The 23,823-nt window shown below is 39.7% G+C and carries 12 protein-coding genes; 11 read left to right on the top strand and 1 reads right to left on the bottom strand.

The genetic code is table 11. The features are described 5' to 3' along the window. Positions 1 to 13 precede the first annotated feature (13 nt). The 3 genes from VUI23_RS14060 (at position 14) to VUI23_RS14050 (ending at position 5,668) form a co-directional block, all read left to right on the top strand. Positions 14 to 1,867: a sulfatase gene (locus VUI23_RS14060; protein ID WP_342804737.1), complete on the top strand. Its 1,854-nt coding sequence runs from the start codon at positions 14 to 16 to the stop codon at positions 1,865 to 1,867. Between the two features lie 87 nt (positions 1,868 to 1,954). Further along, positions 1,955 to 3,796 carry a sulfatase gene (locus tag VUI23_RS14055; RefSeq protein ID WP_342804736.1) on the top strand — a complete coding sequence of 614 codons (1,842 nt, stop codon included), beginning with the start codon at positions 1,955 to 1,957 and terminating at the stop codon, positions 3,794 to 3,796. A gap of 297 nt (positions 3,797 to 4,093) precedes the next feature. Further along, entirely contained in the window at positions 4,094 to 5,668 is a 1,575-nt protein-coding gene (locus VUI23_RS14050) for an alpha-L-fucosidase (RefSeq protein ID WP_342804735.1), read from the top strand. Positions 5,669 to 5,721: 53 nt separating this feature from the next. Here the strand turns inward: VUI23_RS14050 and VUI23_RS14045 are convergent, their stop codons facing one another. After that, the gene (locus VUI23_RS14045; RefSeq protein WP_216048194.1) at positions 5,722 to 6,504 is read right to left on the bottom strand and encodes an IclR family transcriptional regulator; all 783 of its coding nucleotides are present in this window, start codon (positions 6,502 to 6,504) and stop codon (positions 5,722 to 5,724) included. Between the two features lie 363 nt (positions 6,505 to 6,867). Here VUI23_RS14045 and VUI23_RS14040 point away from each other — a divergent pair, with 363 nt between their 5' ends. From VUI23_RS14040 to VUI23_RS14005, 8 genes are all read left to right on the top strand, one after another. Next, positions 6,868 to 9,606, top strand: coding sequence for a TonB-dependent receptor (locus VUI23_RS14040; RefSeq protein WP_342804734.1), 2,739 nt, complete (start codon positions 6,868 to 6,870; stop codon positions 9,604 to 9,606). A 63-nt stretch (positions 9,607 to 9,669) separates the two neighbouring features. Beyond that, positions 9,670 to 11,355, top strand: coding sequence for a VCBS domain-containing protein (locus tag VUI23_RS14035; protein WP_342804733.1), 1,686 nt, complete (start codon positions 9,670 to 9,672; stop codon positions 11,353 to 11,355). Between the two features lie 120 nt (positions 11,356 to 11,475). Beyond that, complete coding sequence (locus VUI23_RS14030) at positions 11,476 to 13,395, top strand: sulfatase (RefSeq protein ID WP_342804732.1); 1,920 nt, start codon at positions 11,476 to 11,478, stop codon at positions 13,393 to 13,395. A 350-nt stretch (positions 13,396 to 13,745) separates the two neighbouring features. Further along, complete coding sequence (locus tag VUI23_RS14025) at positions 13,746 to 15,233, top strand: sulfatase-like hydrolase/transferase (protein WP_342804731.1); 1,488 nt, start codon at positions 13,746 to 13,748, stop codon at positions 15,231 to 15,233. Between the two features lie 2 nt (positions 15,234 to 15,235). After that, a complete protein-coding gene (locus VUI23_RS14020) occupies positions 15,236 to 16,714 on the top strand; it encodes an arylsulfatase (RefSeq protein ID WP_342804730.1) in 1,479 nt (492 codons plus the stop codon). 100 nt (positions 16,715 to 16,814) lie between these two features. Further along, positions 16,815 to 18,479, top strand: coding sequence for an arylsulfatase (locus VUI23_RS14015; RefSeq protein ID WP_342804729.1), 1,665 nt, complete (start codon positions 16,815 to 16,817; stop codon positions 18,477 to 18,479). A 315-nt stretch (positions 18,480 to 18,794) separates the two neighbouring features. Beyond that, on the top strand, positions 18,795 to 21,230 hold the full coding sequence (locus VUI23_RS14010) for a hypothetical protein (protein ID WP_342804728.1): 2,436 nt from the start codon (positions 18,795 to 18,797) through the stop codon (positions 21,228 to 21,230). Positions 21,231 to 21,326: 96 nt separating this feature from the next. Beyond that, on the top strand, positions 21,327 to 23,810 hold the full coding sequence (locus tag VUI23_RS14005; protein ID WP_342804727.1) for a hypothetical protein: 2,484 nt from the start codon (positions 21,327 to 21,329) through the stop codon (positions 23,808 to 23,810). The last annotated feature ends 13 nt before the right edge of the window (positions 23,811 to 23,823 follow it).

The raw sequence follows: 23,823 nt of genomic DNA, 5'->3' as shown, positions 1-23,823 counted from the left end.
TGTAGGGTATGTTATGTACAAATTGTTAGGGCTTATAGTCATCACTATTTTGGGACAAAGTGTACAAGCGAATGAGGCGATTGGGACCCTCGAAAAGCCCAATATCATTATTTTTTACGTTGACGATTTAGGTTGGCAAGACACCCAATTGAATGATATCGACGAACCTTCGCCTTGGGAAACGCCAAATATGTTAGCCTTGGCAAATCGAGGAATGAATTTTAGCCAAGCTTATTCACCAGCACCTACATGTGCGCCCTCAAGAGGTGGTTTATTATCGGGACAGCATCCGGCAAAAACTAACTTTACCCATGTGAGCGGGGCGGGGATCCCTTCGCCGATGAATAAAGACGCTCGGGGAATTCCACCTTATTATAATGATCATTTATCAACTGATACCTTAACGTTGGCAAAAGCACTTAAAGCCAATGGATATAAAACCGGACATGTTGGAAAGTGGCATTTAGGCCACTATGCTAGTAATTCACCCACAACCTATGGCTTTGACTTTACTTTTGGGGGCAGGGGAGCACACCGGAATTCTAAAAACCGTGCAAAAATATTTGACGATGAAACCTACCCGTTGAGTAAAGAAAAATATCCGCCTTTTAGTGACAAGAATCCACAAGGAATCCCTTATCCACTGGACCTAGTGACAGAAAATGCACTGGGTTTTGTTAAAGACAACAAAGACGAGCCCTTTTTTCTCTATCTTGCGCACTGGATGGTGCATGTACCTATTATTACTAAAAACCGAGCGCTACTAGAGCATTATACCGATAAATTAGGTATACCTTTTCCTCAGACACCTGATCCAATCACCACTACTGGTCAAACAAATCCATACTATGGTGCCATGGTCACCACTGTTGATTGGAGTTTAGGACGCTTAATCTCATTACTGGAGGCAACCGATGATCCTCGCAATCCAGGTAAAAAATTGATCGACACCACCTATATTTTCTTTTCCTCGGACAATGGTGGCGCAGAAACAAAAACCACGGAAATCATTACTGACAATTACCCTCTGGATAAAGGTAAAAAGCATACAGAGGAAGGCGGCGTAAGGGTGCCTATGGTAGTTGCTGGCCCAACGGTGAAAAGCAATGTTTTATATGATGGAATGGTGAACCAGTTAGACTACTTTCCAACCATTCTTGAGTTAACCGGATCTACCATCGATAAGCAGCATAAAAGTAAACTCAGTGGCTTGGATTTATCTCCTGTGCTGCAAGGAAATAGCGACATAGTTGTTGATGAAAATGGCGAGCCTAGAAAAAACTTGTTCTGGCATTTCCCCCATTATGGTGATGATTCAATGCGCGGTGCTATTCGAGAAGGTGACTTTAAACTGTATAAGTATTATACAGAAAATCGCTACTCGTTATATCGACTTTATAAAGATGGCGAACGATTTGACCTTGAAGAAGCCAATGATTTAGCTGCTGATCCTCAATACGCTGATGTCGTTAAAACCTTGTCGACTAATTTGGAACAACTTCTCAACGAAAATAATGCCATTTATCCCTATTTGAATCCGGATAATAAGAACAATTCGGCAGCTAGAGTTTTGGTTCCTAAAGTCTCTTCAAACAGGTTTGATAAGGCAAAACGTCAAGCTCAAATTAGCTTAGTTGCCGGTAAGAGCGCAGTTAAAGAGGCATATTTACTGGCCGAAATTGCAAAACCGAAGGATGGGAAAAAGCGTGGTAAATTATTCATCACTTACAAGAAATTACCGGTAACAATTGAGCCAGAAAAAAACACGATAACGGCTTATGTACCTGCAGAACACAATGCTTATGTATTTGTATTAATTGATGAAAATAACTATTTAGTCACCAGCGATAAATACAAGTCGTTGTAAATCACTGTTATTAAAATGCTCGAGGTGTTTCAAAAAATCTTGGGTTAGTTAATCAAATATCATTCTAAGGTATATCAGGAAAATACTATGTCTAAAATAATTTGGTTCTCTGTTCTTTGTTGCCTAAACGTATCATATGCGTTGGCAACTGAAAGGCCACATAAACCCAATGTACTGTTAATATTAGCGGATGATCTAGGCTGGCAAGACGTAAAAAGTTACGATATTGACGAGCCTTCTCCATTTGAAACTCCCAATATAGATAAACTTGCAAAAGAGGGGGTACTTTTCTGGCAAGGTTACTCGGCAGCAACGACATGTGCGCCTTCAAGAGGTTCGATACTATCGGGCAAACATCCAGTTCGAATCAAAAGAACGGCGGTTAGAGGTGGGCATCCTCCTATGCCGTATAACAACTCATCGTCTTTAATCAGTCCATGGCAAGCGGGTCATTTACCGACTTCAGAAGTCACGATAGCTGAATTGTTACAATCCAACGGATATAGAACAGGTCACTCAGGTAAGTGGCATGTGGGCGTTCCTGGCACAGATATTCCTTTGCCTACTTCGCAAGGATTTGAATTTTCTAAGCATGGTTTTGGTGCACACCAAAAAATGAAAAATCGTACAAAAGGGTTTGCAACAACGTCTGCTGACGACCCTTATCGATTAGATGCAAATGGTTTTCCTTTTGATGATATCACTCAGGATGGTCTTGATTTTATGGAGCAATACAAACAAGACCCATTTTTTCTTTTTTACTCAACTCGATTAGTACATACGCCTATACACACAAGAAGTGAAGAGTTACTGCGTAAATATTATAAAAAGCTAGGCGTGGCTTATCCTAAGGAAGGAGATGAATGGAGCGAAGGAGGTCAAAGAAATGCCTATTATGCGGCGATGGTCGAAATGTTCGATTATTATACTGGTTTACTTATCACGTATCTTGAACAAACTGATGATCCAAGATGGCCTGGTCACAAACTGATTGAAAATACTTATATCATTTTTACTTCAGATAACGGCGGTATGGAGAGCCTTAGAGGGGAAGTTATTACCGACAACTACCCTTTAGATAAGGGTAAAATAAATGCAAAAGAAGGCGGGGTTCGAGTACCCTTTATTATTAAAGGACCAAAAGTTGCTGCTAACAAAGAGTCTGACGTTATGGTTAACGGTGTGGATTTTTACCCGACCATTCTTAGTTGGACTGATACAAAATTACCTGAAGGCCAAATACTCGACGGTGCTGATTTATCAATTCTGTTAGAAACAGCGCCAAACGATCCTACATTGGTTACCGACCCGTGGACAGGAAAGACACGTGATACTATGTTTTGGCATTTCCCCAACAGTTCTATGCAATCTACGATTCGTATTGGAGATTACAAACTAGTCCGACAATACACTCCAACCGAGGAAAAAGCATCATTAGAGCTTTATCAACTGTACGAAAATGGTTCGGAACGTGTGGATATAGAAGAGTCGCAGAACCTAGTCAAAAAAATGCCTGAGAAAGCACAAAAAATGAATCGGATATTAGAACAGCGTTTACAAAAACTAAACGGCCGTTTTCCTTTCTCAAACCCTAAAGCTAAGTTCCCTTTACCGAACCAAAATAAAGTAGCTAGTGTTAAAGAGCATGGGCTTGATAACAATACTGTCTGGTTAACATACAAAAACAATGGCGCTAATATTGTAAATGCGGAATTACTGTACACAAAAAATGGCGGTACACGAGGTGAAGTTTGGGTACCCCTAACTATGCAGGTTAACGGTGATAAAGTGTCTGTAAACTTGCCTAAAGGAACAACCCATTATGTGTTTAATTTGATGGATGAAAATAATTTTTTAGTAAGTTACCCAGATTTAGGTTACTTAAAAGAAACAAAAATATTTTCGCCAAAAGCTATTGCAGTTAAGTAATCTCGACTTGTTACATAAGTGCAGGTGGTTGAATTGAACTAGAGAATAGTTTTGATGGGATGAGTCTGGCATGAAAGGTGTGTTGCATAGATTCATCGAAGTGATAAAAACGAACCTTTCAGGTTCGTTTTTTATTTCATATCGCCAGAATAAATTTAATGTGGATGGTTGCGCAAAAGGCTTTGTGCCCCTTAATGGCGTTTAAGTGGGTCTTACCCATGTATAACAAGGGATATGCCCTTGACCATTGGATACAGCAAGTTCCTTATGAAAATCGAATACCTTAATGGAGTTCAAATGACGTATTGTAAAGTTGTACGCAAAGTAGCTTACTTAGGCATCACTGTGTTCTGCTGTTTTAGTGCCTTAAGTGGTTGCACTCAACAGCTAAACGAAAAACCAACTATTTCTCCCAAAGAGAATAAGGCAATTGCACCTAATTGGCAGTCGATGGCTGAGAACTATCAAGTACCAGAATGGTTTGTGGATGGCAAAATAGGTATCTGGACACATTGGGGTATCCCTTCTTCAATAGATGAAAATAGACCCCATGATGGTTCTCATTATGGTAGAAGAATGTACGGTACTGAGGGGTTTATTACTCCTTCTAAAAACCCCGAACGAGATAAGCAAACCACAGCTAAGTTAACTCAATGGCATACCGAACGTTATGGACACCCATCTGAGTTCGGTTATGAAAAATTAATACCGTCTTTTAAAGCGGAAAATTGGGACCCTGATGGTCTGGTTAAATTCTTTAAAGAAAATGGTGCTCGTTTTATTATGCCGGTGGCCACTCATCATGATAATTTCGATATGTACGACTCATCTCATCCATGGAACGCAGTGGATATGGGACCAAGACGAGATACTATTCAAGAATGGAAAAATGCAGCCACTAAATACGGTCTTAAATTTGGCGTATCGACACATTTGTATTGGGCTCCACGTTTTTTTAATGCTGCTCGACAATATCAAAAACCCAATACATTAGAGTGGCAACTTTTTGCAATGGACTACCATCCCACTGAATTTGCATCCCAGAAATCCTGGAACAAACACTGGTTTGAACGCAGTTGGGAGTTAATAGAAAAATACGATCCAGATATGTTTAATAACGACTCACCATACCCTGATGATGAATTTGCAGAGGTCTCGGGAGCGGCATTGTTTTCTGATTTTCTGAATCGTGACTTACGGGAAAATAATGGTACTCAAACCACGGTTCTTTCATTCAAAAATGCAAATATGGATAAAGCCGCTTTTACCTACAACCTTGAGCGAGGCATGTTTGGCGAAATTCAACCTCATCCTTGGATGTGGGCCACAGATATCTCTGGTAACTGGTTTTATCGAAAAAACTTAATGACCAAGATGAGTATACCTGTGTTGCTTGGGAATGCCGTAGATGCCATAAGTAAAAATGGAGTGGTCATGATGAATGTAGCATTGCGTGGCGACGGCACCTTGCCAGAAGAGCAGGCCGCTTATATTCGTGCATTTGGTGACTGGATTAAAATCAATGGAGAAGGCATTTATGGCACCCGACCTTGGAAAGTCTTTGGAGAAGGTCCTTTAAAGATAGTGTCAAAACGGACGGGAGAAAACTTAAGCGCGTTTTCTGCACAAGACATTCGCTTTACCCATAAAAACAATAGTCTATTTGCCTTTGTATTGGCACCGCCTAATAAACTTATTCACATTAAAACACTGAAGACTGATGGGGTACTGAGTAGGAATATTCGGCGCATATCTATACTTGGTGCCAACGAGAGTGTGAATTGGTCTCGAAGTGAAGAGGGTTTAACTATTTGGTTGCCTAAAACATTACCGGAACAACCTGTGATTGGATTTAAGATTTTACTGAATTAAGGTAATGACATATGTTTGGCACGTTAGTTTAAAACGCGCCAAACAAATACTGACTAAAACCCGCTATAGGTTTGCGCCAATTCAGAAAGTTCAGCTGCTGCTTCTCGCACATAAGATTCGGTTTCTGAAAGGCTTAAGGAAATACCTTTTTCTACAATATAAGGTACCGTTATACAGGCAATCACTTCTTTACTTTTTCCAAGAAAGATCGGAAAAGACAAATCGATTAAGCCTGAAACGATTGGACTTTTCGACCTAGCATGGCCTTTACTTAATATCCGCTCAATTAATTCTTCACATTCTTCTCTGTTAAAGTCGTTATCCGTTTTTTCAAATATACTGAGGGATTCTTCTCTTGCTTTCTCAGGCATATAGGATAAAAGAACTCTACCTGAGCCGGTTTTATATAGGTCAAGATGATGTCCCACTCGAACCGATAAACCTACAATAGCTGGGCTCTGTACTCTTGCTATAACCACCATATGTTGTTGGTTGGCAACCGCGATATGGCAAGATTGTTTAATATCCCCGGATAGCTTGTGCATCACTGGAAACGCAGCCTCCACTAAGGTACCAACGGGAGGCACTTTCATACCTAAATCAAATAATTTATTTGTTATATGAAACGAGTCGCTTCCTTCGTTTCTGGATAAGTAGCCTCTATGTTCTAGTGCCGAAATCATTCTATATATTTCGCTTTTAGAGCGCTCTAATGTTGTTGAGATTTTGGCAAGTGACATCGGCTCTTTCACTTCCGCCAAAAGTTCTAGTATTTCGAAACCTTTTTCTAGGGCGGGAGCAGAATAACTGCGTTTCTTTTTCTCTTTCTCTTCCATTTGAAGAACAACCTCTAATTTATTTTGTATATAATATATTGTTTCATATTCCGTTAATGGTCAACTATCATTGTCATTTCTCAGTCTAAATTGTTAACGAAAGATTAACTACTTTGCCAAAATTCGAATCATAGATCTGTTATCAAAAAGCGTATTTCAATTATTTAAGGTGTAAAAATCCATTATTTGTTAAATAAATGCTTCTCTAAACCCCTTTCTAACGTGTTGTTAATTAAATGTTTTATTTTTATTGCTGAATTATCTAAAAAAAATAACAAAAAAGGCTGTTTTAAATGTGAAACATTGTTTACCATGTAAACATTAGGTAAATGAATGAACAAAGTTTATACAGGGGAAAGCATAATGTCTTTGAATTTTCATAATAAGAATAAGCTAGCAATTGCCATATCAATGGCTGTTTTTTCAACAGGCGTGTTGAATACAAGCCTCGCTGCAGCTCAAGAGTCTCAAAAAAATGATGATCAGCCAAGTGAAGTTGAAGTAATTGAAGTCCAGGGAATCTATGGTAGTTTAAAAGATGCTGCCCAAATAAAACGTTACGCGGATACCGTTGTTGATGCAGTTACGTCTGAAGATATTGGTGAGTTTTCTGACGACTCTATTGCTGGCGCTATTCAACGAATCCCAGGTGTTCAAATTGAAACCGATGATGCAGGTACGGATGGAGACCGGGTTTCGATTCGTGGTCTAGGACCAGAGTTCGTAAACTCGACTATTAACGGCCGCCGATTATTATCATCAGGTAACGAAGGTAAAAATTTACGTAAAATGAATTTTAATGCCTTTCCACCAAGTGTCCTATCAGGCGTTAGAGTGGTTAAAGGTTCTACTGCTAGTCGTCCTGAAAGCGGTTTAGCAGGCCAAGTCGATTTACAAACGATGAAACCTTTGGATCTTAGAAAATTAAGAAAAAAGGATATGTTTACGTCGGTTGGTGTTCGTACAGATATAAATGATATTGATGAAGAACCAGGAATTCGTTTTAACGTAATTAGTGCATTTCGCAATGACGACAGTGATTTAGGCGGATACGTAGCCCTAGAAGCTAGTGATGAGCATAAGTCGCGAGACCAAATGAGAATAAATTGGGGTGACAATTACTCAATTACTCAGGAAATAAACGGTGAAAGTGAAACGGAAACAGCTAGAGCACCCAAAAATGTAACCTTCAATCCCATTCGTGAAACGCCAAGTCGTTTAGCGATTGCCACAGGTATTCAATATCAGCCAAATGCAGATATAGATATCAATTGGGATTTCATGTACTCCAACTACAATAACGAATCAACTCGTAATCAGTTTCAAATTAATATGAATCAAAATAGAGTGTGGAAAAACCCTGTATATGACCAATCTGAAGCAGGTAATCCTGGGATCGTTATAGATGAGAATGGCACGGTTCGTTACGCTAATCTTGCTCAGTCAAATGTAGGTGCGGATGGCGTGGCCGCTAGGACCACGGCAACCAAATACGATAATGAAACAACAAATTTAGTTACCGGTATCAATGTTGATTGGATATTTAGTTATGCTTTAAAAGGTAATTTTGACGCTTATTTATCGACACTCGATTACGAACAAGATCTACGTTTTGTTCGATTTGAGAAAGATTTAGACCCTAGTACGTTTATTTATGACGGAACAGGTAACATACCTTCGATAACGGCGCCAGATGCAGATATTCTTGAAGGTTATGAATACTCCAGAGCAAGTATCAGACAGATTGCCACTGAAGGTGAAAACTTTGGATTAACAGCAGATTTTGAATACGCATTTGACAATAATGACTTACTCTCATCGGTCTTTTTTGGGGCTCACTTTGATAGAACAGATATCGATTCAAAGCGTTCCAATTCTGGCACTTTAGACGATTTTCCTGATGAGATGTTAGGTGCTGCATTGATTGGCGATCGCTTACCTGAAGAGTTCATAGATGGTGAAAATATTTCACCCTCACGTTATCTGGTTCCACTTTATTCATCAGCCGTCACTATTGACCCAAGAATTGAAAGTTATAGTTGGGACGAGATTGGAGTTGATCCGGATCAGTCTTATGAAATGACAGAAGATATTTTTGCAATTTATGGCCAAGCCAATTTATACACAGAAGTATTTGGTTTGCCGTTAACCGGTAACGTGGGTATGCGTGCTGTTTTTACAGATAATGAAGCAACTGCCCTACAGGAAATAGAAACTGTAAGTGGTGAAGTTACAGAAAGCTTAGTTACGACTCAAACCGATTATTGGGAATATCTACCTAGTCTGAATTTAAATCTTGCTTTAAACGATGATATGTCATTACGTTTTGGACTATCAAGAACAATGTCGCGTCCTGATTATCAAGATATCGCACCGATTAATAGAATCAAACTTGATATTGATGGAGATGATAATTCTGCAGTTATTGGCAACCCATCTTTGAACCCTATGACATCAGAGAATCTTGATGTTACGTTTGAATACTATTCGAAATATGATAGTGCATTCATATTAAGTGGCTTTTACAAAGAAATTGATGATTTCATCATCAGAGATACCTTGGTGGATCAACCTTTAGCGGGTTATGACGGCCTTTGGGAACTAACAACCAATATCAACTTTTCAGATGGTACAGCCGAAGGGGTTGAGATCGGGTTATTGCAACCACTTGAAAAATTAGTGCCTGCATTGGCTGGCTTTGGTTTTTCTGTGAACTACACCTATGTTGATTCTAAGTTTGATAGAGAAAACGTGGGTGATGCTGGCTTTGGTTTTCCAGGTTCGTCCAAAGATAACTTTAACTTTGTTGGCTTTTACGAAGCCGATTGGTACAAAATTAGAGTTGCCTACACCTATCGCGGATCGTTCTTTCGCTCTTTGGGAGGAACAGGTTCACAATCAAGCACTTCACGCTTTAGTGGCGAACAAGAAAAGCTAAACGTTAATGTTAGCTTTAAACCGACAAGAAATTTGTCAATTAAGTTAAGTGCAAATAACGTAACTGATGATAAACGTCGTGATTTTTATGGCGATGAATCAACTTTCCTAGATTATTTTGATCGAGGAAGAACCTACTCTGCTTCATTAAAATATAATTTTTAGTGTTTTCTCAAGGTCTTTTATAAAACAAAATTATAATTAAAAAACAATAGTTTAGGGTAAGAAATGAAAAATTTGAAAAATATTTTTACGGTATCTGCACTTGCTTTAGCATTAACTGCCTGTGGTTCAGACTCTGACCACCAACTCAATGTAGAAGGTGGAGTCTCCATATCAGGTGAGACGACTTCGGGTCAAACCTTAACCGCACAAGTACGTGATGTGAACGGTGTTGATGAATCTACAGTATCCTATCAATGGTTATCAGCTGGTGTGGCAATACCAGGGGCTACATCCAGTAGCTATGTGTTGGCTGATAGTGATATTGATAGCACTATCACAGTCACTGCGAACTATACCGATAATGATAGTTTTGATGAATCCGTTGTGTCAGCAGCCACTGAGGTGATCAAACCAATTATCTTAAATGTTGAAGGTGTTGTTGAAATTACCGGTACTGTGGAGTCTGGACAGGAGTTAACTGCTGTTATCACTGATGATAACGGCTTGTCACTACAAGGTGTCAGTTACGCTTGGTTAGCAGGCACAGATTCTATCGGCACCGATGCGCCGACAGTTACGCTAACTAACGATGAGGTGGGTAAAACGGTTACTGTGACGGTTACCTATGTTGATAATGACGGATTCGCGGAGGATGTAACCTCTGAAGCTACGACCAGCGTAGCGCCACTTCCACCTACAGATGCTGAGTTTTCAGGTGCTTTGAGTGCTACAGTCACCTCTAGTGAGGCTGAACCTGTTACCGGTACGGCGATTGTTACAGACCTTAATGAAGGGGAGAGTTCGTTCGAAGAGTTGAGTGATATAACAACAACTTACGGTATGTTTAGCATTACATCCAGCGGTGCTTGGAATTATACTTTAGATACCAGCAATGCAACGGTTGCAGGGCTAACGAGTACGGATGATGATCTAGTAGATACGATTATGCTCAGTTCCTTTGATGGGACGGTAACTCCACTACTTATCACTATTACCGGTGCAGAACTAGTTGCAGATAATGTCGTCAAAATGACGGATAGCAATATAGATACAAGTACAGGCGATATAGGTAAATACTTTGGCCAAATAAATCCTATAGTTGCTGGCACACCACTCCAAAATGGAAAAATGACGTTTTCATTCAAAGTTGAGAAAAGTGCAACTAATTTCGACGATAACCCATCTTTCGCGGGACTTCAAAGCTCACGTGTAACCTTGTCTGGTGATGGTAATGCTAGATCATCATTACTTGAATTATATTTTGATGTGCTTGGTACCAGTAATGACAGTACCGAAGGTGTGATTGGTCTTCGTAACGATAATAAAACTTTGTTGCTTGACCAAACCTTTACTGTTGGTGATTGGGTTGATGTTGCAATAACATGGACTGGTGATGGTACAGTTACACCTACTCTAAATATATCAATCGATGGCGAAGTTGTGACTACTTCAGATGCATCGTTAACAATTACAGATGGTTCATTTACTTCGCTTAGTCAATTTTCTGATAACGTATTAGGTGGTATGTACGGTGCTTCATTGAAATTAAGTGCAGGTGCTAATCCTGTCGTTGGTGCTGCTTTTTATGTTGATGACGTAAACATATATTCTGATGTAGCCGGCACTGTGTCAGTGTTCAGCGAAGACTTTGAAGGTTACGCTGAAGGAACTTATATTGATGGTGATGATGTTACTTACACAACTAATTCAAATGAAGCGCTTATAGTTACTGAGCTAGTTCAGCCGTAGTGTAAGTAGGTCCAATATTAGATTTTGTAACGTTTAATAAGAATTAAATAGCGCTATTTTTTATAGCGCTATTTTTATTTTAAATCTGATTATTTCTATAGCGTTTATGGAAAATATACAATGAAAACAAACAAAGTGCTCTTAACCCTTATTTCACTAACATTTTTTACCTCTAACCACGCAAGTAGTAATGAAAATAGTGATTTAATAAAGCCTAATGTCGTTATATTTTATGCAGATGACTTAGGTTGGCAGGATACAACATTAAATGATTTGGATGACCCAGTTGTTTGGGAAACTCCTAATATTGCAGCATTAGCAAAAGATGCGATTAATTTCACTAACGCGTATTCTCCTGCTCCAACTTGTGCTCCCTCACGAGCAGCACTTCTAAGCGGCTTACATCCTGCTAAAACCGGCATAACCAATGTAGTGGGTGGACAAATTCCAGCTCCCCATAAATCGGAAAAATACATTAGTGCATATTTTCCCGAAGGATTAAGCCCAGAGCATTTAACCATCGCTGAAGCATTAAAAATGAATGGTTACAAAACCGGCCACGTAGGCAAATGGCACGCGGGACATCTTCAGATTCAAAGCTCAAAGAATCAAGGTTTTGATTTTGTGAATGAGTCTAGAGGCGCGCACCAAGGGCCGAAAGGGAAGAACAATCGAGTTAATTATTTTGCAACACACAGCAAAAAAGACCCATATCGTTTAAGTGACGAAAAGTACTATCCTTTTACAAAAGACTCACCCAATGGGATCTCATATCCAACCGATGAGGTTACTGAAAGTGCACTTGAATTTATGGACAAAAACAAGCAAGAACCTTTCTTTTTATATTTAGCTCATTGGATGGTGCATTACCCAATTCACACGAAAAACCGTGAATTATTGCAATATTATACTGATAAATTAGGCATGGAGTTCCCTACCAAAGATATTCCAATAACGACGGGCGGACAAACCAACCCTTACTTTGGCGCTATGGTAACCACTTTAGATTGGAGCCTTGGGCGTGTTGTCGATTATTTAAAGAAAACCGACGATCCTAGAAATCCTGGTAAAAAATTGTACGAAACAACCTACATCTTTTTCTCTTCTGATAATGGCGGAGCGGAGCAACGCAGAGACGAAATTATGTCGGATAATGCACCTTTAGATAAGGGTAAAAAGTATACTCAGGAAGGCGGTATTAGAGTACCAATGCTGATTTCCGGCCCTAATATTGTTAAAGGAAAAACAAAGGATGTTTTAATCAACCAATTAGATTTTTTCCCAACTGTATTAAGTCTGACAAACAGTGAAATTCCTGAAAAATATCGTGCGGAATTAGACGGTTTAGATATTTCAAACGTACTAATAGATGATGAAAATGACGTTAAATATGAAAATGGAAAACCTAGAGAAGAGTTGTGGTGGCATTACCCATTTGGTCTCAAATCAACGCAACAGTCAGCCATAAGATTTGGAGACTTTAAGTTATATAAAAACTATTTGAGCGGTGATTACCTGCTTTATCGGCTTTATAAAAATGGTAAACGAAACGACCTAGAAGAAATGCATAATATCGCTAAACAAGAACCTGAAGTTGTTAAAGACTTATCTCAACGATTAGAGAAATATCTAAAAGATTATGATGCAAAATACCCTTATAAAGATCCTACTAGATTCAATGATAAAGAGCATAAACAACAAGTAGCCCTTATTCCGAGTATTGTTAATGATAATTTTGATGCTAAATCTCGCCAGGTTTCAGTGACATTAGCTAAGGGTAACACTGATGTTGTTGAGAGCTATGCCCTTATTAAAATATCTGACGAGGCTAAAGCAGATAAAAAAGCGAAGAAAAACAAAAAAGGTAAAAAAGGTAAGAAAAGTAAAGTTGCTTCCACGTATGTAAAAGTACCGGTAACTGTTACTGAGAATAAATTAGGTTACACCTATACGGTACCTAAAGAAGCAAAAGAATACGGTATCATTTTAATTGATGAAAATCGTTTTATGGTAAAAAGTAAATTTCATCAATTAAATTAACTTGAATGTGTGATTCGGCCTCCCAAAAACCACTGCTTAGCAGTGGTTTTTTTTTGGTAAATCAGAATAGCTGATAAGTATTTATTATTTAATAAAAACAATGCTTCGGGCGCTGAGTGGCAAGGTGTAGTGGTTATTTATAGTCAGAACCTATGACTTAGTTAATGCTAGGTGTAAATGACTCCATGTGGGTTTTGGCGTAGCCAATATGATGACTTTCTCAATATCTAGCCTTCAGGTGAATTATCAAATATAAAATATTATTTTAAATATGATTTGATTATGTTAATCTTTTGTTATTAATCTCTCCCTAATGATTTGGGTGAAATCTTCCCAAAGAGAAGTCAATAATGGATAAATTTAACCTTACTAAACGAGTAATTAGTCACAGCCAAAAAAACAGTGTGGCCTTTAAGCTATTGAGGTCCGTGAGAGTTTTTGGGGCTGTTAGCTTCATCAGCTTTGGTCTGGCTGCTTGTGGTGTCACGAACACTTCAAGTCATGGAACTGATTCGTCAGAGGCCGTGTTAGTAAAGCAACCTAACATCATTTATATCTTTGCAGATGATTGGGGATGGGGAGATCTAAGTGTTCATGGAAATAAACAGGTCAAGACTCCCAATATTGATAAATTAGCTGCAGAAGGAACGGATTTTTATCAGTTTTCAGTGAGCAGCCCAGTGTGCTCTCCAAGCCGCGCAGCAGTTATGACGGGGCAGTTTCCGTCAAGAAATAACGTCAATCAACATTTTGCAACCATTGATCATCACCAGCGTGCTGGCATGCCTGATTGGCTTGACCCAACAGTTGAAATGCTGCCGCGCACTCTCAAAAATGCGGGCTATGCCACTGGCCATTTCGGTAAATGGCATTTAACTAATGTTCAAATTGAAGATGCGCCATTGCCAAACGAATATGGTTATGACGAATACGCTGCTTTTAATTTACCTGGCTACAATATGCCGCCTTCCGAGACAGCCACACGGGCCATTGATTTTATTAAACGCCATAAAGATCAGCCATTTTTTGTCAACCTGTGGATACATGAGACTCACACGCCCCATTACCCAGAGCCTGCGTTAATGAAAGAATACGGGCACTTAAATGAACAAGACATGTTGTACTCAGCCATTATTGCTGCTGGAGACCGTGATGTCGGGAGAATCATGGCGCTACTTAAAGAGCTGGGTATTGATGATAATACCTTGGTTATCTTTAGCTCAGATAACGGTCCGGAAGTTACCGGAGAAAGAAAATTCATGGATGATGATTCAACTGGTCCAGGCTTTGGTACCTTCTATTCAGTGGGTAAAACACTAGGATTAAAAGGCGCTAAACGTTCACTATATGCTGGTGGAGTGCGGGTTCCTTTCATTGCCCGTTGGCCAGGTGTTGTGCTTGCTGGCGCTATCGATAAAACCTCGGTGTTAAATGCGGTTGATTTACTTCCTACCTTTGCTGCCCTTGCAGGTGCTGAATTACCCGCAGAGTTTGTGTCTGATGGAGAAAACATTCGTTTGGCCCTAGAAGGAGAAACCTTCGAACGAAGTAAAACCTTATATTGGGTTTGGCCGCCGGGCAAAGCGAGTAAGAGCACTGCCACTGCTAACTGGCCAAATTACGGTATACAAAAAGGGGATTGGAAACTGTTAGTTAATGACAGTCTTGGTGTTGAGGAGTTATACCAAGTAAAACAAGACTGGTATGAAAAAACCAATGTTGCTGCTTTACACCCTAAGGTGGTAGCAGAGCTTCGTGCTGAAATGCTGCGCTTACAACAACAGTTTCCGGAAACTGTCCCAGCCCATGTTAAATCGACAATGCGTGGTCAACAATAATCATGGCTATGAATAAATTACCCTTGAATACAGCTGGTAGTCAGTGGATTACCCTTGTTGTCACTATGATGCTTGCACTTGTGTACGGTGACGCATTTGCTAATAGCTTAGCAACACAGGCCAAAACACAACCTAATATCGTGATCATCTTTGCTGATGATATGGGATATGGCGATATCCAGGCTTATAATCCTGAAAGTAAAATTGCCACACCTAATCTTAATAAAATGGCTGAACAAGGCGTGTCATTTACCGACGCACATTCATCCTCTGCAGTGTGTACCCCTTCTAGATATTCGTTGTTAACAGGTCGATACGCATGGCGAACGCATTTAAAACGTGGCGTGTTAAGAGGACACTCACCGGCTCTAATTGAATCCGACAGAACCACCATAGCCTCTATGTTAAAGTCGCAAGGGTATAAAACGCTAGCGGTGGGGAAATGGCATCTGGGCATCGGCTATGCCGAGACTGACTATTGGAGTCAGTTGACTCGAGGTCCCAATTCAGTGGGTTTTGACTATTTTTATGGAATACCGGCCTCTTTGGATATGGAACCCTATGTGTTTATCGAAAATGAGACCTTAGCGACACCATTAACTGGAAAAATTGTGGAGGCGAGTCAATTTCGTCGAAATGACGGTGCGGGGTTTTGGCGCAAAGGATTGATTGGCGAAGGTTTTGATCATCAAAACGTTTTGCCAACCCTTACCCAAAAAGCCATAGAACAAATTCAATTAGCGTCGAAATCAGCCGACAACAAACCTTTCTTTTTATACTATGCGCTACCTGCACCACACACACCTTGGTTGCCAAGTAAAGCCTCCCAAGGGAAGTCTGGCGCTGGCCATTACGGAGATTTTGTAATGGATGTGGATAATCTGGTAGGGCAGATTAATGCTGAACTGGATCATCTAGGCATTGCCGAAAATACCATTGTTATTTATTCCTCAGATAACGGTGCCCATTGGACTGAAACTGACAAGCAAAAATATCAACACTACGCCAATGGTAAATTACGTGGTCAAAAAGCGGATATTCATGAAGGTGGACACAGAGTGCCTTTAATCATTAATTGGCCGAATAAATTTGTGGCAGGCAAAGTCAGTTCATCTTTAGTGGTGCTAAATGATTTGTTAGCAACGGTGGCTTCTATTACAGGCACAGAGATTGAACAGTTTAATCACTTAGACAGTGTCGACTTTTCTTCAGAATTAACGGCTACGCAAACCACAAGTTATGACCGAGGAGCGGTGATTCATCATTCCCATAGAGGTTTATTCGCCATTCGTAAAGGCGATTGGAAACTTGTTGAAGGTGAGGGCAGTGGCGGTTTCACTCGGGTTAAACCAGACGGGCAAAAAATGCAGCTATATAACCTCAAAGAGGACCCCGCTGAAAGCACTAATTTATTCGAACATCGTCCTGAAATTGCGAATCAATTAATCAATGAGCTTGAACAGATCCGCAATGGGAATTAACGGTTTCTATGCCTATGCATTCAGTGTTTGAGTTGTTAACCAAGACGCTGTGAGAGTCAATAAAGCAAGCTAACTTGTAAAGTAAATGTACGGATAAACAATGACAATAAACCAAAGAAATTTAGCACTTAAATCCATTATACTTGTGTGTGTGGTATGGCTATTGTCGCCGTCAGTATTCGCTGACACTAGCAAACCCAATATTGTTTACATTTTAGCTGACGATATGGGTTACGGTGACATTCAGGCTATCGCACCGCAAGGGAAAATACCCACTAAGAATCTTGATCGAATCGCTGAACAAGGCATTGCCTTTACCCAAGCTTATACGGGCTCGTCTATTTGTACACCTACACGATATGGCCTTATGACGGGACGGTATCCATGGCGTGAAAAAGTCGGACTTGCCGCAAATTATGGTTCTCGCATAATGTCAAAGGGGCAAGAAACCGTAGCTAGTTTTTTGCGTAACCAAGGTTATAAAACCTTGATGGTAGGAAAGTGGCATTTAGGCACCAGTTGGACCATGAAAGACGGTTCAGTGATGGAGTCGCGAACCAGCATGAGTCATAAAGCCACCCTAACCCAAGATCAGCAAATAGACTTTAACGTACCTTTTTATGGTGGACCAACAGATCATGGATTCGATACTTGGTTTGGTATTGCCGGTAGCTTAGATTTTGCACCTTATGTTTATCTTATCAATAACAAAGCCAGTAAAATACCAACTGAACGTTTAATTGGTAAGAATCGCTTCGGTCACCGCACTGGTTTTGCTGATCCTGAGCTTCAACCCACTCAAGTATTGGGAGAATTTACAAAACGTGCCGTCGCGTTAATTGAACAGCAAAATAAAGATGAACCTTTCTTTTTATATATGCCACTTAATGCACCCCACTCTCCAGTTGTGCCATCTAAAGCATTTCAGGGATTGAGTAAACTAGGCCCCAATGCTGATTTTCGAATGGAAATTGACTGGACCGTTGGACAAGTACTTGATGCATTAGCAAAACAAGGATTGTCAGAGAATACCATGGTCATATTCACGGCCGATAATGGTTCTTATCCAGGTGCCACAATTGAGCTTAACAAAGTAGGTCATGATACTCACGACGGGCGACGGGGCGAAAAAGCCACTTTGTTTGAAGGTGGTCATCGTGTGCCATTTTTAGTCAAATGGCCTAAAGGTATTAAGGGTAAGTTAAACCGTCGAGAACACGCTAATATTACCCTTGAAGATTTTGTTGCCACGACAGCGGATATTCTAGGTCAACCAACACCGAGTTACGCCGTTGATAGCGTTAGTTTTTTAGCGCAATTACAAAATAAACAAGCGCCGGCTAAACAACGAGAGGTTATTATTAGTAGTTTACATAATATTTTAATTGCCCGAGATAACGAGTGGAAATTGATCTATAAGTCTTTACCTGAAATGGCCGAGATTAGACAAGGTAATCAAAAAAATATTAAAAAACTTAGAGAAGGTTATTTCACCCCTAAAAGTACCGAACCATGGTATCAACATGTCACTCTTTTTAATCTAAAGGAAGACCAAAGTGAGAGGGTTAATGTCGCCCAGCAAAACCCTGATGTGGTTGTTCGTTTGCATGCAGCTGTGCAAAAATCCATAAGGGATCAGCGCTCAAACAAAGGGGCACCAAAACCCCAAATTAACTGGAAAGTTAACCACGGCATAGACGCAGATCAACAACGTCGTTTAATGATACTTGATAACTTATTATCTTGGCAGATAAACAACAGTTGATAGTATTTATTAAACCACACTGATGACATACGCCCATGGTCGCAACTAGGGAACCATGGGTTGCAATAAATCTGCGGCTTATATCCATCATTTCATGCTTTTTGTGCTGACCTTAATTTGTGGCATTAACCTTAGTAAGTAATTTTTAAATAAATCGTTTCATATGTTAAACAATGTTTGAAATATTGTTATTGCTGCTATAATATCCGTATGTAAAATAATCATTCATTTTTAATTATTTAATCGAATGAATAAGTGAGTGGAACTAGCAAGTAGGGAAGTACCTTGGTTAATTATCAGTCTATAAAAAATAAAATGAAAATCATTAAAACTGCGCATGTTAAATCGATTATGTTGTTAGTAGGCGGTGTGTTTTTAGCATCTTGCTCAAACAATGGTGAAGAGGTTACTGCCACTCAAATGGCTACACCCAAAGTTGCAGTGAACATTGATTACCAATCTTTTTTGTCGCAACAGGATCTTATTTGGGATCGCATTCCAAATAAATGGACTGTGGCGCCTTATACTGGCAACGGTAACGTCGGTTTTTTATTCTATCAAGCTGAAAATGAGGCCAAAAATGTCATTTCTATACATACAGGTAGACATGATTATTACGACCATCGCTTACCTTATAAAGGTGAGGAAATGCTATGGATCTACCGAGGTAGACTGCCCTTAGGACATTTTAATCTTACCTCCAAAGGTGATATTGAAAAAGTAGATCTTAGACTTGGATTATATGACGCAGAGCTAACCGGTGAAATCACCACAAGCCTTGGTTCATATGCAATTAAAGGCATCACGCATAGTGAAGAAGATATCATTTATTTTGAAACTGATGCTAAAGACGGAGAGTCAATCACTATAAGTTGGCATCCGGATGAACCTTATCCCCCTGTAAAAGGCTTTTTTGATCGTGGCAGAGGACCAAAATCTGCCCTTTGGGATCGCATGCGTAATGCGCCTATGCCTATGCCGCCCAAAGCGACATTGTTCAAAGAAGATGAAATGAATTTTAGTTTTCAACCTTTATACCAACACCGAGGTGAAACCACAGTGGGTTGGGAAGTGCTAGGAAAAGAGTCGGGCAAACAATATTTATCCGCCAGTATTCATCATAGTTTTCCTGAAAAAAACAGTCATGAAATAGTCAAAGAAAATCTAAACTCAGCTCGTAAAATGTTGCAGGAAAATACCTTTTTCGAGAGCCATCAACAGTGGTGGCATAATTATTATCCACAAAGCTTTTTAACTATAGGTGAGCCCGAGAAAGAAGCTTTTTATTGGATTCAAATGTATAAGTTGGCGTCGGCCAGTCGTGGTGATGGTCCTATCCTTGACCTGATGGGACCTTGGTACAACGATACTTTTTGGCCAATGGTGTGGGGTGATCTAAATGTTCAGCTAATCTATTGGACACACTTAACCGCAAATCGCATGGAGTTAGGTGAATCCTTAGTTAACAATATAGATAAGTATCACGATAATTTAACGGGTAATGTGCCAAAACATTGGAAAGACAGCGCCGCTGTTGGTGCCTTATTTCCTCAAGACATGGTGTCAACCAATGGCGGTAAAGTCCCTGACATGTTGGCGTGGTTGTTACACGACTATTGGTTGCACTACACTTATTTAGGTGATGCACAAAAGTTACGTGATGGTTTATTTCCAATCTTACGAAAAACCGGTAACAGTTATCTAAATTATTTAAAAGACAATGCGTTAGTGTCTGAGGATGGCACTATTCATATCAAACATAGTTGGTCACCTGAGTATAAACCAGGTCGTGGCCAGGATATTAACTTCACAATTGGCTTGTTGCGCTGGACATTCGAGACCTTAATTGAGCTGGATGAAGCTAACAATTTAAATGATCCTTTAGCTGCTAAATGGAAACACGTGCTAGACAATTTGGTACCTTTTCAGGTAGACGAAAATGGCTTGCGAATAGGTAAAGATATTCCATTTGATAAACCCCATCGTCATTATTCTCACTTACTTCCTATTTACCCTCTAGGACAATTGAATGTGGAAAATAAAGATGATGCTAAGTTAGCTCGAACCTCTGTTGATCATTGGTTAGATGTGACTATGTATAGCAACAAAAAAGCCGATGCTATGAAAGTGACAGGGTATACAGCAACTGGCGCAAGTTCGATTTACGCTACCCTTGGTGACGGTGAAAAAGCTTATAAATATTTAGACTTTTTCATTAATCATAAAAATGTTTCACCCACAACTATGTACGCTGAGGTGAAAACGCAACCGGTAATTGAAAGCCCGCTATCTTATGCAACTTCAGTTCACGATATGTTGTTACAGAGTTGGGGTGGCAAAATAAGAGTGTTTCCTGCGGTGCCTAAACACTGGGAAGACATGGCGTTTCATCAACTGCGAACCCAAGGTGCATTTTTGGTGACAGCTAAAAAGTCTGAAGGTAAAACACAGTTTGTAGAGTTGCAAAGTTTGGTTGGCACCCCGTTAGTGATTAACCCTGATATTACTAATCCAATTATTTACATTGATGGTAAGTTGGCTGATAACAGCCTTGTTAGACAAGGTGAAAATGGCTTTCTTCATATTGAACTTGCTAAGGGCGAACGTGTGCTATTGATGTCGCCACACATATCGCAAACAGATTTGTTTATTCGTTCTGAAGATATTGAAAAGTCTCAGCAAAATCTATTTGGTTTAAACCAAAAGACAACACGTTTACCGTCTCATACATTTTATTATGGGAATAAATAACCTGCAGCTAAGCAAGTTGTTGCAACAACTGGTTTGAACCAAGCGCTATTGTTTTAGCGCTTGGTTCTATTTTACTGACTGTTTCAGGAATAACCAATGAAACTTTTGTTTACCTTTTTTTTGTGTCTAATGTTAGTTGCGTGCATTGGTGCAAATCAAAGTAATATCAGCTCACAACAATTAGATGTTTCTTTGGATCCGGTTACACCAGATAGTAGTGCATATCCAGCTGCATTAATGTGGAAAAATGGTGTGCCGTATCTTAATGTCTCTCGTCCAGAAGACAGCTATTTACGAGGGTTTAATGCAGAAAAAACAAAGTTAGTTTGGCAAGCTGGTAAGAACCAAATTGAAGTGAACCCTGTTCAAATGCAATTCCACTTCGCTAACACAGATAAAGGGGAAACAGGGATATTATCGTTTTTTGTGTTGACCACATCAGGCCAGAAATACTCATTAAGATTACAATTACCACCTCAACTTAATCATGCTTTTCCTATTCGTTTAGTTGAGACAGGCAACTGGTTTCAACATCTAACATTTCATGAATTTTCGTTAGTGCCGAATAATAACGTCGATAAAATTGTTAATATTCAAGGTCAGTTAGATTGGAAAGCTTGGCACAATTCTGGCTCTATATCCTTAACACTTAAACCCACTGAACAGATTGAAATTAGCACTATAAAACCAATGTGGTATAACAATATCCAAGCTAAAGATACTGTTATTACACATAAAAACCAGAAAGTCTTGAACTTAGTAATGGCTTATAACTTGACTGTAAATCAACAGGTGCAGTGGTTTAATTTAGACGAAAAGCCAATTAACGATATCGAAGTTATCTCAAAATTATCAACGGTCTCATTTGCAGCGGCCAATAATGCATGGGAGATAAAGCTACCTGAAATAGGTGGAAGAAAGCATGGAAGTAAAACCTCAACTGAAGCTTTAAATAAAAGAACAATAAACGATTTTTCACTTATCAATGATAGTGCCATTGAACAAACGGTAAATTTACGATTTATACACCCTAACCATGCAAAAATCGGTTTTGTGCCTATTTTGCGTGACACAAATGGCATTCAAACAGGTTGGCCCATTCAGGTAAGTAAAAACTGGCATGTTCGTGCTGGCCAACCTCGAATAGAGAATGATGGTGCTTGGATCCATTCATCTATTAGCTTAAAAGTACCAGCAAATAGTCGCCATGAATTCACCTATGAAATAGTGCATGCTAATTGGAATGGCGTACCTGCAGCATCTGTGGCACAACTTAGTCTAATAGGCTGGGGTGGCAATGGTTTTTGGTTACAATCAGCCTTAGGTAATTGGAGTGAACACTTTTGTTTTCAACCAGGACGAGCGCTGCGTCGTTCGATGATCACCGATATCAGGCCACTTTTCCAAAAAGGGATGAAAAACAAAAGTAAGAATCATGGTTATGACTGGACCAGCAATATTGGCGGTGGTGACATAGGTTTATTGCATGACGAAAACGGACGTTATATTCAATGGAAACAAGCAAAAACAGAATTTCATTCCTTGGGGCCTATTTTATCTGAAGTATCAGTAACCGAAATCACTGCTGATGATTCAGCAACACTACGCAGTACTTTTATGATGCCTCGCAGCGATGATTTAAATCGTAATTATATTAAGCTTGAATTTGAAGTGCTCAAGCCATTAGCTATTTCGCGTTTTGCATTATTTCAATTTGGTAATGATTATTATGCATCAGGGCGTTCTACCTCTGTGATCTACGGGCGTGGTAATAAAGTCAACGAACCTTCACAAATGTTAAGTCCTTTGCAAAGTACGCAAATAGTCAAAAGTGCTTCCGTCCCTTGGCTTGGAAATGCGCCTTGGGCCATGTTGCCAGCTAAGCTCAATCCTAATGATTTACGTATAGGCTATGGTAATCGAGCGGTGGTTCTTCGTGATTTTAGCGCCACCATTAATGGTGAGAAGCTAAATAATGCCTGGCTACACTCTTTCGAAGTTAGTGACAATAACTCTGCAGGCAATGTGAATATTGAATTAGGAATTGATCCACAAATAACACAATTAATGCCGGGGGATATTATCAATGCCACGGTTGAAGTCCTAGCGTTACCAGCTAGTGCTAACTTTTACGTTGGAAAAGATGCCAACATCAAAGAAATTATAAAGGGTACAAATGGAATACAAGCCTTAACCATCAATGAGGCGGTTAAGAACCAAGTTACCATTATCAGAGCTGATGGAACGAATGTGGAGTCAACACTACCTGAAATAACTTACGCCGAAGCGATACAAGGATTTAGTGTTTCAGGTGGGCAAGGATGGTACCCCATTAAAGTGATTGGATTGCCGCGGCCTGCAAGCGTTTACTGGGCCGAAAAGGTTAATACTGGTTATGAGCCACTGGGGAGCAGCTTCGACGAAGAAAAAGAAGCTCAGTGGAATTGGCAAGCTGATAACAATACTTGGAACAGCGTATTAAGCCTGCGTTCGTTAAAAAAACATGAACAAATTCGACGTTTTAAATTAATACCAAGACCCGCATTAGAAGATGAAGAAACGATACTTTTATCAAAATAAACTGATTTGAGAA

This window comes from Alteromonas sp. M12, assembly GCF_037478005.1.
GTDB lineage: Bacteria > Pseudomonadota > Gammaproteobacteria > Enterobacterales > Alteromonadaceae > Aliiglaciecola > Aliiglaciecola lipolytica_A.
The sequence above is the reverse complement of the archived record's forward strand: the minus strand, read 5'-3'. Positions and strand labels throughout refer to the sequence as shown.